Source organism: Brucella ciceri, assembly GCF_041930145.1.
GTDB classification, from domain to species: domain Bacteria; phylum Pseudomonadota; class Alphaproteobacteria; order Rhizobiales; family Rhizobiaceae; genus Brucella; species Brucella intermedia.
On the sequence record NZ_JBHEEV010000003.1, the window covers coordinates 500,258 to 517,679 of the forward strand.

The window sequence follows — 17,422 nt, forward strand, 5'->3', positions numbered from 1 at the left end:
TCGCGTCAGGGGTCGGTTCCGGGGAGTTTTCATTCCGGTATCTGCCGCCGCGTCAAAAGTGGAGTTGGATATGCCTCATAGAGTAAAGCCTCGCGTCGCCACCGCCTCTCTCGCTGCAGAATACCTGCCCACCAGTCAACTGGCCCGCGCTTTCTGGTTTGTCGGCCTTGCATTGATCGGAACAGCCGTTCTCACGATCTCCGCCAAGATCAAGGTCGATCTGGTCTACGTCAATGTGACGATGCAGACCTTCGCTCTTTTTGCGATTTCGGCCCTTTACGGATCGCGGCTCGCCGTGGCGACGGTTGCGCTTTATCTGCTTGAGGGCGTCCTTGGCATGCCTGTCTTCACCGGCACGCCGGAAAAGGGCATCGGCCTTGCCTATATGGTCGGTCCGACGGGCGGCTACCTCCTGTCTTATCTTGCTGCGGCCTGGATCGTCGGACGCGCCGCCGACAAGGGTCTGGCGCGCAATCCCTTCGCCCTCGGCGGTGCTATGCTGCTCGCGGAAGCCGTCATCCTGCTGATGGGCGCTGGCTGGATGGCCTATCTCTTCGGTCTGGAAAAGGCCATTGCCTTCGGATTCGGCGCATTCATCGTTGGCGACCTTGTGAAGCTGGCGCTTGCCGCGTGCGGCGTACCTGCGATGATGTCGCTTCTGAAGCGCTGAAATTCACAGTTCTCCGCATGATGAAAGCCGGGCGGTTCGCCCGGCTTTTTCTTGTTTCGGTTGAAACTGCTTCGCGATTGACAGAGACCTCGTCAACAAGCTTTGTCGTTATAAGAAATCTGTTTTATGGGGAGGATGACTTGCGCGTCGAAACTCTGGTGGTCGAACCGCTGACGAAAGAGGCTTTTGCGCCATTTGGCGATGTGATCGAGACGGAGGGAGCGGAACTTCGCCTGATCAACAATGACACAACGGAGCGCTACCATGATCTCGCTCGTGTCGAAGCCGCTGGCAGCGAGGCCCGGGTGCTCGTCAATATTTTCAGGGGACAATCGTTCGAAGCGCCCATCGATATCGTCATGATGGAACGCCACCCGTTCGGTTCGCAGGCATTCATTCCGTTGAACGGCAGGCCGTTCCTCGTGGTAGTCGCCGAAGATGCTGGCGGCAAGCCCGCCCGCCCGCGTGTGTTTCTGGCGCGTGGTGACCAGGGCGTCAATTATCTGCGCAATGCGTGGCACCACCCGCTGCTGGCGCTGGAGCAGAAATCCGATTTTCTGGTTGTCGACAGGGCAGGCAAGGAGGACAATCTGCAAGAGTTTTTCTTCTCCGATGCCATCTATCGCATCGAAACGATCAAACCTGCCTGAGCATATTGAGGTAGACTTATGGGTAAGCTTTCCACGCATGTTCTCGACACCGCCCACGGCAGCCCCGCAGCCGCCATGCGCATCGAGCTCTATCGGATAGCCGCCAACGGTGCGTCCGAACTCATCAAGCGCACGGTGACCAATCTCGACGGCCGCACGGATGCGCCGCTGCTCACGGGCGACGAAATGCGGACCGGCACTTATGAATTGCAGTTCCATGTGGCCGAATATTTCGAGGGGCGCGGTGCGGAGCTGGCCAATCCGCCGTTTCTCGATCTTATTCCGATCCGCTTCGCAATTGCGGATGTCGACGGCCATTACCATGTGCCGCTGCTCGTCAGCCCATGGTCATACTCCACCTATCGCGGAAGTTGATCGGACTTATCCCCTCCACCCATGACAGAAATAGACTCCTCGCATCATTCATCGCGAGGAGTTTTTCATGGACCAAACCCCAAATCTGAAATTGCCCTATATCCTGCCCAGCCAGGCGCAGAAGCATGTCACCCACAATGAGGCATTGCGGTTGCTCGATGCCGTGGCGCATCTGAGCGTCAGGTCGCGTAGCCGGACCGACGCGCCAGAAACCCCTGCCGGCGGAGACCGTTATCTGGCCGCCGCGCCCGCTTTGGGAAACTGGGCCGGCAAAGAGGGGATGATTGCCTCCTTCATCGATGGCGGATGGCTGTTTGTTGCGCCCGCTGTCGGCTGGCAGGTGTATGTGGAGGACGAAGCGCAACTGCTCGTTTTCGACGGCGCGCTCTGGAAGGGCGTTTCATCGGTTCCTGACAACCTGTCGCTCTCCATGCTCGGTGTTCAAGCGACGGCCGATGCGGTCAACCGGCTGGCGGTTTCGTCCGATGCCAGCCTGTTCAACAATGCCGGGGCGGGGCACCGGGTAAAGGTGAACAAGCAGGCGATGACCGATACGGCGAGCCTTCTCTACCAGACGAACTGGACCGGTTTTGCAGAAATGGGGCTGAACGGCAGCAACGATTTCAGCGTGAAGGTCAGCAGCGACAGCGGGCGATGGCAGGAGGCGATCAAGATCGATCACGCCACAGGCAATGTTGCCATAGGCTCGGTCTGGCCGCAGACGAAGCTTCATGTTGATGGTCCCATCCGTCCCGCGTCCTATACTTTCGCGGCGCTGCCCCCTGCCGGAAACAATGGCACCGGTGCGCTGGTCTTTGTGACGAACGCCCCGTCCGACGCTGAAATGGCCTATTCAGATGGCACGAACTGGCGAAGCATTCGTAGCGGCACGATAATTGCCTAGGGCATTTTGCTGTCAGCTGGAATTATCTGGCGTCGAACAAATGCGGTAAATCAAAGCGATGGAGCGGAAGCGCGAACCTGTGCGAGCGCGTCCGCTCTGGCGGTCTCCCGAAAGCGGCAACCGGTTTGGGGCAGGGACATGCGGGAACCCACGAGACCGAACGCGGCCCCAATTTGGCCAAAAGATGTTTGTTAAGCGCCTGAAACGGCAATTGATATAGTCCTGCCGTAGGACTCATGATAACGGTGGCGAGAAATTTGAATGCTTCGCAGCTACGACGTGCGGCAAGCCGCGAAGGGATTGACTAAATTTTAGTCCCCAATAGTAGTATGAATAGCCTTATGGCGCTGGAATCGTTCCGGTATTTCTCTCCGTGGGAGAGCGGGATTACACGCGTATGAGTTTGAAATATCCATGGCAGAGACTGGCGCTTTTGCCCCGCGCCAGCAAACAGATCATCCTGATGCTGAGCGACTGCGCTCTGCTGTTGCTGAGTGCCTATATCGCGTTCGTCATCCGGCTCGGCTTCGTTTTCGTGCCGAACGAGGGACAAACGTTCCTGATTTTCATCGCGCCCGTTCTGGCAATCCCGGTCTTCATTCGCTTCGGCCTCTACCGCGCCATTATCCGCTATCTGGCGGAACGTGCGATCTGGCCGATTTTTCAGGCCACGGCCATTGCCTCGCTCTTCTGGGTTGCGCTGGTGTTCCTGATGGAACTTTACGGCAGCGCGGGCCTGCCGCGCTCGGTTCCGCTGCTCTATTGGCTTTTGAGCACCGTTTTCATCTCGGCCAGCCGGTTCGGTGCAAAATGGCTTTTGCGAAGCGCTGAATCTGACAAACGTTATACGAGTTCCGCATTGATCATTGGCGTGGGCGAACCCGCGCGCCAGCTCGCAACCGCGCTTCGCAGCCATAGTGACACATTGGTTGTCGGTTTTGTCGATCCTGATGGCCAGCTCAATGGCATGGATATCGTGGGACTGCGTGTCTACGGCGTGGAAGACATTCCCGCCCTGATCGAAAACTACGGCATCAAGCAGGTGGTCGTATCGGAACCGGGGCTGGAACAGAAGCAACGTCAGGATTTTGCGCGGCTTCTTGGGCGCCTTCCGGTCAATACGCGCATTCTTCCGCCGATTGCCGATCTGACGGCAGGCAAATATCTGGTCAGCTCGCTCCGCAATGTTGAAATCGACGACCTGCTTGGTCGCTCGCCGGTGCCGCCGGACGCGGCACTGTTGCGGGAAGTGGTCGAGGGCCGGCGCATCATGGTGACGGGGGCCGGCGGATCGATCGGCAGCCAGCTTTGCCGCACCATTGCGCAATGGAACCCCGTCTCCATCGTCCTTTTCGAATCAAGCGAGTTCGCGCTTTACAACATCGACAGGCAACTGAGACAGATAGCCGGTTGCGAGATCGTGCCGATCCTCGGCACGGTGAGCAGCCGCGAATGCGTCGAGAAGGCCATTCGCGACCACAATGTCGATACGGTCTATCACTGCGCGGCCTACAAGCATGTGCCGCTTGTCGAAAAGAACCCGTTGGTCGGCATCTTCAACAATGTTTTCGGCACGCTGGAAGTGGCCCAGGCGGCTCTTGAGACCGACGTCGAACGCATGGTCCTCATCTCGTCCGACAAGGCAGTGCGGCCAACCAATGTGATGGGCGCAACCAAGCGCTGGGCCGAACTGGTGGTATATTATTGCGGTATGCTCGCCGAGCAGTCGGGAAAGAAGAAGGCGTTCTATTCCGTTCGTTTCGGCAATGTGCTCGGATCGAACGGTTCGGTCGTTCCGCTTTTCCGCGAGCAGATTGCCAGTGGCGGTCCGATTACGCTGACCCATGACGACATGACCCGCTATTTCATGTCGATCAAGGAAGCCGCAGAGCTTATCGTGCAGTCCGGTGGCATCGCTGCATCCGGTGACACGGTACTGCTGGAGATGGGCGAACCGGTCAGGATTCGCGATCTGGCAGAGAACATGATCCTGCTGGCAGGGCTGACCGTTCGTAATGAAGAGAACCCGCATGGCGATATTGCCATCGAGGTGACGGGAATTCGCGAAGGCGAGAAGATGTACGAGGAACTCTTCTACGATCCGTCACTGGCACAGCCGACGCGCCATCCAAAGATCATGCGCGCGCCGAAAGGCAACAAGGCAGCCGTGGATGTTCCAGCCAGCCTTGCCGCACTGCGCATTGCGATGGAAAGCGGCGATGTCGATGCGGTCCGCAAGGTTCTGTTCGACGTTATAGCTTCCTGAAGCGTCCGCGGAAATCCAGCAGCAGAACCAGCGTCGCGACGACTGCCACGAGCAGGAAGGCGACCTGCGTGATTGTGTTGTCGAGAGCGAGCAACGCAATGGCGCAGGCGATGAGAACCAGATTAAGCAGCGCCACATGACCGACGACCTTCAGCACGCTCCAGCCCGAGCGCTTCGCTGTCTGGTAAGCATGCTTGGAATGCGCTTTCAGGATATTCTCGCCCTGGCTCAGCCGCATCACAATGGTGGTCCCTGCATCGAGAATGTAATAGAGCGGCAGGATCAGCGCGACGACGATATGCGTTTCGCGCGCGAGCAGGATCAGCGCCGTGCCTGTAATCAACCCAAGCGGCAGGCTTCCTGAATCACCCAGAAAAATCGTGGCTGGCGGGCGGTTGAACAGCGCGAACCCCAGAATTCCGCCCGCCGCGATAATTGCGATGCCGCCGCTCTCCAGCCCGGCGAGACCAAGGGCGGCCAGAATGCCGATGCCAGCCAGCGGAATCCCTATGCCCGCCGCGGTCATCAGGTCGAGACCATCCATGAAGTTGGTCACATTGATCGCTACCATGAGCGCACTGACAATGAGCGCAGCCTCCAGCCAGTGCGGCAAAAGCTCCGGCAACAGCCGGAAATCCGGTCCCAGACCGTAAACAACGACCCCGGCAGCGATGAACTGCGACCCCAGCCGGACAATTTCCGAGAGCTCGTAGCGGTCATCCAGGCCTCCGACGATCCAGAGCAATAGCGAGGCCCCCGAAAGCCAGAGCGCCAGTTGAGCGTTGACTTCCAGATCCGGGGCGAAGATCAGCAACGTCGCAATGATTGCGGGAATGAGCGCCAGCCCGCCGATCTGTCGGGCCACTGTGGTATGGTTGGAACGCGAACTCATGCGGGCTGCAAGAAAGCGCTCGGGCAAGAGCCGGTTCAGCAGATAGAGACCGATGCCGCACAAGGCAGCGCTCACGAGAAATGAGATCAACAGAAACAGCATAGCGAACACCGAGAACACAGTTTTCAATAGGAAGTAGCAGCTTTGAAGCGGGGCGCAAATCGACGGTTTCGCTTTATGTGACGGCTAGTGGTCCTGGAGCATGTCTCCCGAAAGTGGGAACCGGTTTTGGGATAACGACATGCGTGAAAACTGGAGTTTGAAGCATGGCACTTGAATAGGATAAAGCGCGACATGCTTTGGTGTTGAAAACGTCCCTCACGGAGGCTGTAAGCTTGCGCGGGATTTCGCGATTAGGCGATTGCGCTCCGGTTTCGAAGCGGCTATAAGGCCGCGCAACCGATTGCTTCGGTTTGATTTGTTGGGGCGTAGCCAAGCGGTAAGGCAGCGGTTTTTGGTACCGCCATTCCCTGGTTCGAATCCAGGCGCCCCAGCCATGAAACACTGACAAAATCCAATTCCTGTTGTTTTTGTTCAAATAGGCCTCGATTCCATCTTGCGTGCAGGATGCGCGCTTGATGGCAGTGCTCCGTTTCTTTTTTCGAATGTTCCCCGACAGGGACACGATCTCAACAAAAATTACGCAGACATTCTATGCCCGTTTTTCGATGCAAATTTGCCTCTTTCGCTATATCTCTTCGTTGCCCTGAAATAGCGCCAGAATGAGGGAACCCTAAATGCGCCATATTCGGGAGTAACGACGGAGTTGACTTAATGGTAACATTTCTTCAATTACGCCCATTGGATTGACAAATATATTCGAGAAAGTGGCAGTCGTGACAAATAAGAGATTAGCCCGGGGAACATCATGAGTATCGAGATATCTGGAGCGAGAGTGTCCCACGACATTGTAGCGGCAGAGCCAACCAAAGGGCCAAAGGTTGCCATTGGTGACATTGTGGAAGCTTTGTCCAAATATCGCCTGGCGTTGATTTTTGGATGGCAGGACGTCGCGCAGCGTTATCGTCGCTCTAGAGTGGGGGCTTTTTGGCTCACGCTCAACATGGCGGTTTTTATTGGTGCGCTTGGCCTGATTTTTGGTACTCTCTTTCAGAGCGAGATGCGTGAATTTCTGCCGTATCTATGCGCCGGAATCATCACATGGGGTTTTATCTCAACGGCTATTGGCGAAGGCTGCACAACGTTTACCTCTTCCGAAGGTATAATTCTGCAAGTCCGCATGCCATTGTTTACGCATATATTGCGCACAATTTGGCGTAATATCATAATATTCGCCCATAACATCGTTATTTTCCCCATCTTGTTCGTCATCCTCGGCAGAATGCTGAATTTAAATGTTCTGTGGGCTTTTCCTGGATTTTTAGTGATATGTGTCAATCTTGCGTGGATTACGCTGATCTTGGCCGTTTTGTGTGCCAGATTTCGCGATATGACGCAGGTCGTGGCAAATGTACTGCAAGTGATGTTTTATGCGACGCCTATCATGTGGATGGTAAAGATTCTTCCAGATCATGTTTCGCGCGCCTTTATAGAATGGAATCCATTCTTTCACTTGATAGAGCTTGTCAGAGCTCCACTACTTGGGACCGCTCCAACAATGCTCGACTGGGGCTTTACCATCGCTCTTGCGATTGTCGGTTGGACCATCGCAATCGTGTTTTTCGGGCGGTATCGTTGGCGTGTAGCGTATTGGTTGTAGACAATGAGTGCAATTGAGCTTCAAAATGTATGCGTTGAATTTCCTATTTATAATTCATCGAGCCGTTCCCTTAAAAATCGCGTTCTTAGTATCGCAACAGGCGGAAAGATTGAAAGGCGTACAGACCGTCTCGTGATTGTGCGCGGTCTTGATAATGTGTCGCTGGCCTTTAGGGATGGTGATCGGGTTGGGCTGATTGGGCATAATGGCTCCGGTAAAACCACCTTGTTACGAGTGCTATCAGGTATTTATACGCCAACGCATGGAAGTGCTGTCATTGATGGGCACTGTGTCTCGTTGATTAACATCAATCTCGGTATTGATCCGGACGCGACAGGGCGTGAGAATATTCGACTTCGTTCCGCAATGATGGGCATGCCGCCCGAAGAAATTGCAGAGAAATTTGATCAGATTGCCGATTTTTCGGGACTTGGAGAATTTCTAGATGTGCCCTTCCGCACCTATTCATCAGGTATGCAGTTGCGGTTAGCTTTTGCCACATCGACGGCTGTTCGACCGGAGATATTGATTATGGACGAATGGCTTTCGACCGGGGATGAAGATTTCAAGGATCGCGCTAACGCGCGAATGCGCGATCTGGTTGACTCGACAAAAATATTGGTCCTGGCCAGCCATTCGAAAGAACTGATGGAAAAAAATTGCAACAGAGTAATTTGGCTTGAGCATGGACGTGTGAAGATGGACGGCACTCCGGCGGAGATTTTGCCACTTTATTTTGGGGCCTGACAAATAGGAATTGTTCCGCTCAACAAAATTAATGAGCAGTTTTAGCTCTTCATCTTGTGACCTTGTCCGGCACAAAGCTGTTTTGCGCTCGGGAAATGTTTCGGAGGAAAAAAACCGATATTTGTAACGTCTGTGCATCGCATATACATTTACATGCCGGAGTTGAAATATCCAATGATGCATAAACTTGTTAGTGGTTTTGGATTCTAACTTCTGCGCCCGATTCAAGGCACAGGCTACAGATCTCGGAATAAGCCACTTGGCGCGATATTGGAGCTCACAACCATGAAACAATTGCGAAGCCGTTTTTGCCAATTAACTAATGGGTTACGTTACTTGGCTCGCGGAGATTTTTCCGGTCTGGCGCGTCGGCTAAGATGGTATCGTGACGAACAGACACAAGTGAAATTGCATCGTCGTCTGGCGAGTGGAAATAAACTTGCATGGGGGATTATGTGTACGCCGCATACTCTTTTTATAGCAAATGCAATATCCAGTCGCTTGTCCATACATGGCATCGCGAGTGAAGTTCTGACAGGTCCTCTGGAGGATTTCAACCATGAGTTCTACATCGTTCTCTGCCCCCAGATGTTTGCGCAACTTCCGCCCGCTAACAAGCGTGTTGTGTTTCAACTAGAGCAGTCCGTTAGCTCTCGTTGGTTTACTCCGGAATACATAAAAATTTTAAAGGAATCTCTCGGCGTCCTCGAGTATTCTCTCAGCAATATAGACTTTCTTGCTCGGAAGGGGGTTGAGTATCCTAAGGTGCATTATCTGCCGATCGGCACGGTCCAGTGGTGCTTTGAAGGTGAAATGCTTAAAAAATACGATTTTGTTTTCTATGGGGATAATCTGAGCTCTGAACGCAGGCGAAAATTCCTATCGCGTCTTCAGAAGAAGTATAAAGTTAAAATATGCAATGATGTATTCGGCGATGAAATGTATAATATCATTTGCCAGGCACGGGTTGTTGTAAATATTCATTATTATGATGGTGCTTTGCTGGAGACGCCGCGTATTTGCGAGTGCATATCGTTGGGCGTACCGGTTCTTTCCGAGGGGTCTCAAGATCAGGGCGAATATCCAGAACTTGAAGGCGCCGTACGCTATTTTGACGAGGGGTCAGTCGATAGCATGATGAGTGCCGCTGCTCAGATGCTTGATGATGTAGATTATCTGAAGCAAGCTGTTCAACAGGCAGTTTCCACGAGTTCAAAACGTTTTGAATTTATGTTGGATCGCTTTCTAGTGGTCTTGGGGGCAATTCCTGCTAATGCTATTCTAGAGAATCCTGTTTATATTGCTAATAATAGCAATTTCTTTGTGCTTTCGTTGCCCGAAACAATTGAACGACGAAAAACGATAGCTCGGACGCGGCCTGAATCTTGTCAAGTGTTTGACGGAATTCGTCATAGGATCGGCTGGATTGGATGTGGCAGCAGCTTCAACGCTCTGTCACGATATGCGCTTTACAATAACATTGAGAGACTAACAGTTATGGAAGATGACGCGCTTCTTCCACAAAATTATGATGAAGTTCTACGACAGGTTAACCAATATCTAGATACCCAAAAAAACAACTGGGATATTTTTTCAGGTTTAATGGCTGATATTAATCCGGAAGCGAAAGTGCTGTCTGTAGAGACAGTGGGTGATCGCACCTACGTCATAATCGATAAAATGACCAGTATGGTATTCAACATCTATAATCGGAGCGCGTTGGAATTATTATCAAAATGGGACCCGCTCGATACGGATGCAGTCACGAACACGGTAGATAGATATTTGGAAAGGCAGAAAGGACTCCGGGTGGTTGTTTGTATCCCATTTATTGTTGGGTATAATGAAGGCGTCACTTCCACTCTGTGGGGGTTTGATAATAGTCGCTATACGCCGATGATCGCAAAAGCAGAGAAAAAAATTGAGGCGATGGCTCGCGCTTGGCAGGCAGAAAATGGTTAACGCCTATTTTTCTGAATTGCGCTTATTAGGGTGTTTTTGTGGCTCTGTTTCAGCTATCCCTTATTTCTTGATGGTGCAAAATGATGGATATGAGTGCCATATCGAAAGATCGTCCAATGGGCCTCATACCCGCATAATGCTCAAACGATGTTAAACTGCCCAACTTGTGAATTTTGGAACATTTATATGTACTACGTGCGTCGAGCTAGCCATGTTTTGAAAACGAGAGGAGTGACGGGCTTAGTAATGCACAGTTTGAAGTTTATTAGTTTTAAATTGGGTTCGTACGAAGTTTCCTCCTACATTACGGATCAAAATCTCCAAGGCGGGAAGTTGAATAGCATTGGTGCTGTCACTGCACGAACATTGCCAGATGATATCAATCCGTCGTTAAATATTCCTTTCGAACAATCGGAAGGTGATATTATTTTCGATAGAGTAGCTGTCGTAGCACATATTTTTTATCCCGAATTAACGGAGGAAATAATTGGTTATATTAAAAATATCCCTGTTCCTTTTGGTTTGTTTATTACGACAGATACTGAAGAAAAGAAGAATAGGATTCGTGATGCAATCGACGGAACTGATGTCGGGGCGATTGAGGTCGTAATTCGTGTGACGCCGAACAGAGGTCGCGATATTGCACCTAAATATATTGCTTTTCGTGACGTTTATGATCGGTATGAAGCATTTTTACATGTACATTCAAAAAAATCCTTACACGCTGATGGGCTCGGAAACGTCTGGCGTCGCTATTTATTTGAGAGTTTGGCGGGCAGCGAACCCATCGTTAGATCCAATTTAGAGATACTTTCATCTGAGAATATTGGCGTCGTTTATCCGGAGCATGCCAAGCCAATAAAACAGCATATCAATTGGGGTTTCGATTTCCCAATTGCCAAAGAGCTGTTGGCAAGAATTGGCGTCGTTCTGGATTCGAACACCATCCTTGAGTTTCCTTCGGGGTCGATGTTTTGGGGGCGTTCGGCGGCTATTAAACAGCTTCTCGATCTCGATTTATCTTTTGACGATTTTCCAGAAGAAAATGCTCAAATTGATGGCACTCTCGCGCACGCTATAGAGAGGTCATTATTACTGTTTGTTGAGAGATCGGGGCATAGTTGGGCACGTGTTACTACGCGGGCACCCAAGAAAAGCCGACTTGGCATCAATCGTAAATTTATACCGCTTTTGGGTTCGGAGCACGGTGCGGTTGGAGTGGCTTCTATGAAAATAGGAGAAACATTGCGCATACTCGCGGCTCCCCAGCGGATCGGGAAGCGGCGATTAAACCTCATGTTGCCGATCATTGATCCGGCTTCGATCTTCGGAGGGATCGATACTGCGCTAAAAATATTTGATCAGATAGTAGCTGTAGCTGGCGACGATGTAGATGTCCGCGTTATCGTAACAGAAGCTCGTGTGGGAGATGTACCCGATAGTTTGAAAGAATATATTGTTCAGCAGATAGGGGACGAGGCTCCCGCAAAGCGGGTTATTGTTGATGCGACGCAGAGAAGACAGAAATATCTGGATCTCCGTCCCGATGACGTTTTTGTCGCTACGGCCTGGTGGACCGCATTAAACGCATTCCGGTTGCACGACCTTCAGAAAAGCTTGTTTGGCAATGCGCCAAAGGTTGTCTACCTGATACAAGACTTTGAACCTGATTTTTATGGCTGGTCTACACGTTATGCCTTGGCGGAATCGACCTATATGCGGGGTGATGATACTATAGCACTCATTAACTCGGAGGAACTTCTGCAATATTTTGAAACGAGATATAGTCACCCCGCCAAGATGCTCATAAGCTATACGCCGAATGCAAAGGTGGACGCCACGCTCACTCGTGTGCCGCGAGAAAGAATCATTCTGTTCTATTCGAGGCCTGCTGCATTGCGGAATTGTTTTGAATCGGGAATTGACGGTTTGGCCCTTTGGGCAAGAAGGAACCCTGTTCTGGCTAATAAATGGAAGGTATACTGCATTGGCGAGGAATTTGATTCCTCTTTTGTACGATCAGTACCAAATTGCACTGTCACCGGTAAAATGCCGCTTGATGAATATGCCCGTCTGTTAAGTCAGGCCTCTGTTGGCGTTTCTCTTATGATCTCGCCTCATCCAAGTTATCCTCCTCTGGAAATGGCCTATTCTGGTATCAGGACCATCACCAACAAATATATGAATAAAGATCTTGCCAGCAGAAGCGGCTTTATAACAAGCATCGATTTGCCTACGCCTGAGTTAATTGCACAGGCGCTGGAGGATGAGGTCAATCGTGCTGAGAAAGAAATGATCGGTCAGATAACACCGATCAGAAATAAAATCGAAGATATACCAGTCGAAGTTCCTGCATTTGATCCTGCCGCCGTAATTCGACTACTAGGATGAATCACAGCCTTATAGTAGGCTATGGTTAGAATGTGAGCTTAGAAGCTTCGCCTGATGGAATGTGGCGTCAAGAGGTTTCGGAAAATTCCAGGCTCTCGATACAGTTTCCTAAGCCAATCGCGATACCATGACGGGTCCAACTATGCGCCAAAATGACGACACAAAAATTCTTCTGGACATCATTTCTGAATTGAATATTGGAGATGAATTTTTCTGGATGCCAGATCGGCTTGTCCCTTTTGAGCACTGGGTTGGACATATCCCGTTCATTTTTTGGTTGATGAAAGTTTCCAAGCCTGCACGTTTTGTGGAGTTGGGGACCCATCGAGGAAATTCGTACTGCGCAATGTGCCAGGCAGTGGCGACTCTGCAACTTGGCTCGACCGGGACAGCAGTGGATACCTGGCAGGGCGATGTTCATATGGAGCGTGAGGATGGCTTGTTTGAAGAAGTCAGTGCATACCACGATCCGAAATATTCCGCCTTTTCCACATTGTTGCGGGCGACTTTTGATCAGGCCCGCCCTTACTTTTCTGATGGCTCTATAGATGTGCTGCATATCGACGGAACGCACACATATGAAGCGGTTAGGCATGACTTCGAAACGTGGAAGTCAGCGATGTCAGATCGTGGTATAGTGTTATTCCATGACATCGAGGTGCGTAGAGACGATTTCGGAGTTTGGAAATTATGGGAAGAGTTGCGAGCTCAATATCCTTCCATCGGTTTCAAGCATAGCCATGGCTTGGGTGTAATTTCTCTTGGGGAAATCCAGCCTCCGGAGGTTGCAGCGCTTTTCGAATTAGCAAAGAATCCAGCCAACAAGGCGAGATTGCGAACGCTTTTTTCCAGCAGAGGCGCGGCTCTGGTTAACCAGTTGGTATTGTCCAGAACCAAGGCGGCTTTGGAAGACCATATTGAGTCGTTGAAAAATGAATTGCATGCGGTTCAATCGAACCTGATAACGATAAGTAGCACAAACGAAGAACTGTCAAAAAATAACAGCGCTTTGCTGAGCGATGCTCAGTCCCAGGCAAACAGGATTGAGCTTCAAAAGAAAAATATAGAGTCTCAACGTAAGGAAATCGAAGAATTAAGACAATACATCGCCCACGAGGGCGATGCTCGTAGGAATGTCGAGCGCGCACTTTCAGAGATAACCAGTAGTACTACTTGGATACTGACGGCCCCAATTCGCAAGGGATTGTCGCGTTTTCCTAAGCTTGCCCGTCTGGGACGTGCAGCGGTAAAAGGAACATGGTGGACGCTTACCGGGCAGTTGCCAGCGCGACTACGTGCAAGAAGAGCCTTTCTTAACGCCGCTAACGGATCGCAAGAGCTGCTTACCACCGGTTCGAGATTGCGTATAATTCCACACTATTTGGACCCTAATCCATATAAAAAAAACGTACCAATATTGAGAGGTGATCTTCGTGTCGCGGTTCATCTTCATTTACATTATGAGGATATGCTTGACGGTATTCTTGATCGATTGAAGAATATTCCGGTGAAATTCGATCTGTTTGTTTCTGTTAATTCGAACGCGAACAAATCGAATGTACGCAGCCGCTGTATGAAGGCACTCTCACAAGTGTCCGAAATTCATATTCAAGACGTTCCAAATAGGGGCCGCGATATTGCACCAATGATTGTTCAATTTGGTGCGAAATTGGCAAAGTACGATATCTTCGGTCACTTCCATACTAAGAAGAGCCCTCACAACGCGTCACTTTCTCAATGGTCTTCTCAGATATTCGATATACTTTTAGGGAAAAAAGACGACGATACTCAAACCGTAGATCAGATTTTTGAACTTTTACAAAATCGAGCTAAGGTTATTGTTCCGCAAGAATTGACACATATTATAAGAGATCCAAAAGGCTGGAGCGAAAATTTTGAATTGGCTCGTAAAATTGTCGAGCGTTATACAGATTATTCCATTGATAAAAATATGGTTGTAGACTTTCCAGAAGGATCTATGTTTTGGGCGCGCGGAAATGCATTAAGTGAGTTTTTGACGCTCCCACTCACAGTTAATGATTTTCCGTTGGAGCCAATTGCCAGCGATGGAACAATAGCTCATGCATTGGAGCGTCTTATCCTTCTGTTCGCAGACCGAGCTGAGGGAGAGATATTTAGACTATATCAAAGCGATTCGATAAAAGACTATCGTTATTACGAAAAACAGGAGGATTTTTCGTCAGACACGAAAAGTTCCGATGTAAAAATATTGTCTTATTATTTGCCTCAATTTCACCCCACTCCAGAGAACGACGAGTGGCATGGCAAGGGGTTTACAGAGTGGACTAAAGTACGCGCTACTAATCCGCTTTTTGAAGGCCATTATCAACAACACATTCCACATAGTGATACCGGATATTATTTGCTCGATAGCCCCAGCGTAATGCGTTTGCAGGCAGATCAAATGAAAAAATCTGGTGTTTATGGCCAAGTTTTCTATCATTATTGGTTTGGTGGACGGCTAATTCTGGAAGAGCCAGCACAAATGCTACTGGCAAATAGGGACATTCCTATGCCATTCTGCTTTTGCTGGGCCAATGAGAACTGGACTAAGCGCTGGGACGGGAATGAAAGTGAAATTCTTCTGGGCCAAAAATATTCTACTGAGGATGCGCAAGCCTTTATTCGTTACCTGATCCCCTTCTTCAAGGATGAGCGATATATCAAGGTTGATGGGCGCCCGGTATTGTTTGTTTATCGACCGTCCCACATCGATACGGCCCGTGAATATGTCGCTGTATGGCGTAGGGTTTGTGAAGAAGAGGGATTGCAGGCCCCCTATATCGTCGCGGTTCTGACACGTGGTGCGACCGATCCGCGAGAATTCGATATGGATGCGGGTGTCGAACGTGTACTTCATGACTGGACATCTGGAGCTGTCCCTGAGATGAAGGATGAATTGAAACAGTATGTTCCTATGCAGGGGAGTGTTCTTTCCTACCCAAAAGTGGCGGAATTTTATGGTTCACAAACGGAACCTAAAGACTTTACTTATCTGCGCTCAGTTGTGCCGATGTGGGATAATACCCCGCGCTATAATGACGCCGGGATTATGCTTCACGGTGGTACACCTCCAGTCTTCCAAAAGTGGTTGGAAAACTCAATAGATTTTAGCCGTAAGCACCTATCTGAATCAGAACGATTTATCGTGGTCAACGCATGGAATGAATGGGCTGAAGGGGCACATCTGGAGCCTGATACGCGCCATGGCTATGCCTACCTAAACTCAATTGGGAGGGCACTGACCGGCAAGGAATATTCATGCGCATTGAATGATGAGGCGGAGATCGCTCCCGAAACCACAGTTCTGCTGTCGGTGCCTGACTTTATTATAGACGGATTAAAAGGCGACCCGGTGTTGTTTGAAAAATTCGCCTGGTGTCTGAAAAATTCTACGATATTCAGGAAGGCTCGGGTTTCAGTTTCATCCTCTCGTTTGGCCGAACAACTGACGGATATTGTGCCACAGGATGCTGGATCACCGGATTTCACAATTGAATTTCATTCTCCATGCGTATTCACGTCGACGACATTGGAAAAGATGTTGCGTACCGCTGCCAAAACCGGTGCGGCGGTAATTCCGAATTTTTACGGAGATGATAAGCCATTTTTAAATGTCACGGAAAATGGATCTGTCGATGCAGGTTCCTTATATACAAGTCCTGTTGTCGTTTTTTCGCATGAAGCCAAAACCGGTGGTTTCACTAACGTCCGAATGCGTACGGATGCACGCTGTTTTCTTTCAAACCCGAGTATTGTAAAGCCTGCTGATCGCCCATTGATCACCACGGTTATTCGAATTCATAACGCGGCTGATTTTACCGAGCTGCGGAATGCCCTTTATTCGCTATTTGCAATGATGGGCTGCAACATAGTACCGCTTATTGCAGCACAGGATTTGAGCGATGAAAAGAAGTCTGAGCTAGACCATCTGCTCACTGAATTTGGAACAAGCGAATATTTTCGACCTCAGATAATGCATTTTGTATCGCCTGATGGAAAAGGCGATGTCCGCTCCAAGATGCTTAACGAGGCTCTTCGCGCCGTTAAAACCAGATATGCTGGGATTCTTGATTACGATGACCTTTTATTGCCCACAGCTTATGAATACCTCGTCAGCCGTTTAAAGGCCACCAATACAGCAATATCTTTTGGACGTACCTTTGTAGCTCGTTATCTTTCTGGGAAAAATGTTTTTCTAGATAGATCAAAGGTGTATGAATATGGTTATTCTTTTGAGGAGTTTGTGAGCAATAACCATGCACCAATCCATAGTTTTTTGCTCGATTTGAGTTGTTTGAACATCAAAAACACAAGATATTTTGATGATCATAAATATATGGAAGATTATTATCTTATGCTGCAATTGGTCACGAAAGAAAACGCGGATTGGGAAGGGCTAAAATTAAATAAATATATAGGCGATTATATACATGCGATAGACCGGGAGCATACTTTGGCTATATCTGGGGACGACAAAAGATTAACAATATCAAAAAGTGAAGAATTTCTTAAATGCGAGCAGCGTATTCGTGACTTAAAAGTTGAGATGAGTTATAAATAAGCTCAGAAAATAAATTATGGTATTTAGTATGAGTCTATACAGAATAGTGCCATTATAAGCATGATTATAGTGGCACCGTTTTGTATTCGAGTGATATTAAATCCAAAAGGCGCGTGATAAGGGCTCCAAAACGGCGTTTTCCCAATATTTGTGTCTGTTCTATACGTTGTCCGCAATTAAGATTGACCTGCCACTGAACTTTCATCCAACGGCGATTAGAGCCTCGGCGGTTTTGACTACGCCAATTGGCGTGTTGGTAG

At 49.7% G+C, this 17,422-nt stretch carries 11 protein-coding genes, 1 tRNA gene and 1 pseudogene; 11 read left to right on the forward strand and 2 right to left on the reverse strand.

Annotated elements, in window-relative coordinates:
* The first annotated feature begins 70 nt into the window (after nt 1–70).
* The 5 genes from JNC63_RS08710 to JNC63_RS08730 all read left to right on the forward strand — a co-directional run bounded on the left by JNC63_RS08710 (nt 71) and on the right by JNC63_RS08730 (nt 4,865).
* Nucleotides 71–670: a biotin transporter BioY gene (locus JNC63_RS08710; RefSeq protein WP_006473130.1), complete on the forward strand. Its 600-nt coding sequence runs from the start codon at nt 71–73 to the stop codon at nt 668–670.
* A gap of 140 nt (nt 671–810) precedes the next feature.
* Complete coding sequence (locus JNC63_RS08715; protein ID WP_006473129.1) at nt 811–1,320, forward strand: ureidoglycolate lyase; 510 nt, start codon at nt 811–813, stop codon at nt 1,318–1,320.
* A gap of 18 nt (nt 1,321–1,338) precedes the next feature.
* The gene (gene uraH / locus JNC63_RS08720) at nt 1,339–1,695 is read left to right on the forward strand and encodes a hydroxyisourate hydrolase (protein ID WP_006473128.1); all 357 of its coding nucleotides are present in this window, start codon (nt 1,339–1,341) and stop codon (nt 1,693–1,695) included.
* 67 nt (nt 1,696–1,762) lie between these two features.
* Nucleotides 1,763–2,599: a DUF2793 domain-containing protein gene (locus JNC63_RS08725; RefSeq protein ID WP_006473127.1), complete on the forward strand. Its 837-nt coding sequence runs from the start codon at nt 1,763–1,765 to the stop codon at nt 2,597–2,599.
* Nucleotides 2,600–2,996: 397 nt separating this feature from the next.
* Entirely contained in the window at nt 2,997–4,865 is a 1,869-nt protein-coding gene (locus tag JNC63_RS08730; RefSeq protein WP_006473126.1) for a polysaccharide biosynthesis protein, read from the forward strand.
* Here JNC63_RS08730 and JNC63_RS08735 read toward each other — a convergent pair.
* Nucleotides 4,852–5,859 (reverse strand): MraY family glycosyltransferase, encoded by a 1,008-nt coding sequence (locus tag JNC63_RS08735; protein WP_006473125.1) that lies wholly within the window; start codon nt 5,857–5,859, stop codon nt 4,852–4,854. The two genes, JNC63_RS08730 and JNC63_RS08735, sit on opposite strands and share 14 nt — an antisense overlap.
* Nucleotides 5,860–6,179: 320 nt before the next feature.
* On the opposite strand from JNC63_RS08735, the gene JNC63_RS08740 reads away from it, so the two are divergent.
* The 6 genes from JNC63_RS08740 (at nt 6,180) to JNC63_RS08765 (ending at nt 17,162) form a co-directional block, all read left to right on the forward strand.
* Nucleotides 6,180–6,254, forward strand: a tRNA-Gln gene (locus tag JNC63_RS08740).
* A gap of 371 nt (nt 6,255–6,625) precedes the next feature.
* A complete protein-coding gene (locus JNC63_RS08745; RefSeq protein ID WP_006473124.1) occupies nt 6,626–7,477 on the forward strand; it encodes an ABC transporter permease in 852 nt (283 codons plus the stop codon).
* A gap of 3 nt (nt 7,478–7,480) precedes the next feature.
* Nucleotides 7,481–8,224 carry an ABC transporter ATP-binding protein gene (locus JNC63_RS08750; RefSeq protein ID WP_374846231.1) on the forward strand — a complete coding sequence of 248 codons (744 nt, stop codon included), beginning with the start codon at nt 7,481–7,483 and terminating at the stop codon, nt 8,222–8,224.
* Nucleotides 8,225–8,509: 285 nt separating this feature from the next.
* Nucleotides 8,510–10,186: a glycosyltransferase family protein gene (locus JNC63_RS08755; RefSeq protein WP_138725285.1), complete on the forward strand. Its 1,677-nt coding sequence runs from the start codon at nt 8,510–8,512 to the stop codon at nt 10,184–10,186.
* Between the two features lie 186 nt (nt 10,187–10,372).
* Nucleotides 10,373–12,577 (forward strand): rhamnosyltransferase WsaF family glycosyltransferase, encoded by a 2,205-nt coding sequence (locus JNC63_RS08760; protein WP_006473121.1) that lies wholly within the window; start codon nt 10,373–10,375, stop codon nt 12,575–12,577.
* 142 nt (nt 12,578–12,719) lie between these two features.
* Complete coding sequence (locus JNC63_RS08765) at nt 12,720–17,162, forward strand: glycoside hydrolase family 99-like domain-containing protein (RefSeq protein WP_374846232.1); 4,443 nt, start codon at nt 12,720–12,722, stop codon at nt 17,160–17,162.
* Between the two features lie 64 nt (nt 17,163–17,226).
* Here the strand turns inward: JNC63_RS08765 and JNC63_RS08770 are convergent.
* Nucleotides 17,227–17,422: pseudogene (locus JNC63_RS08770) on the reverse strand (hypothetical protein); the annotation flags it as partial.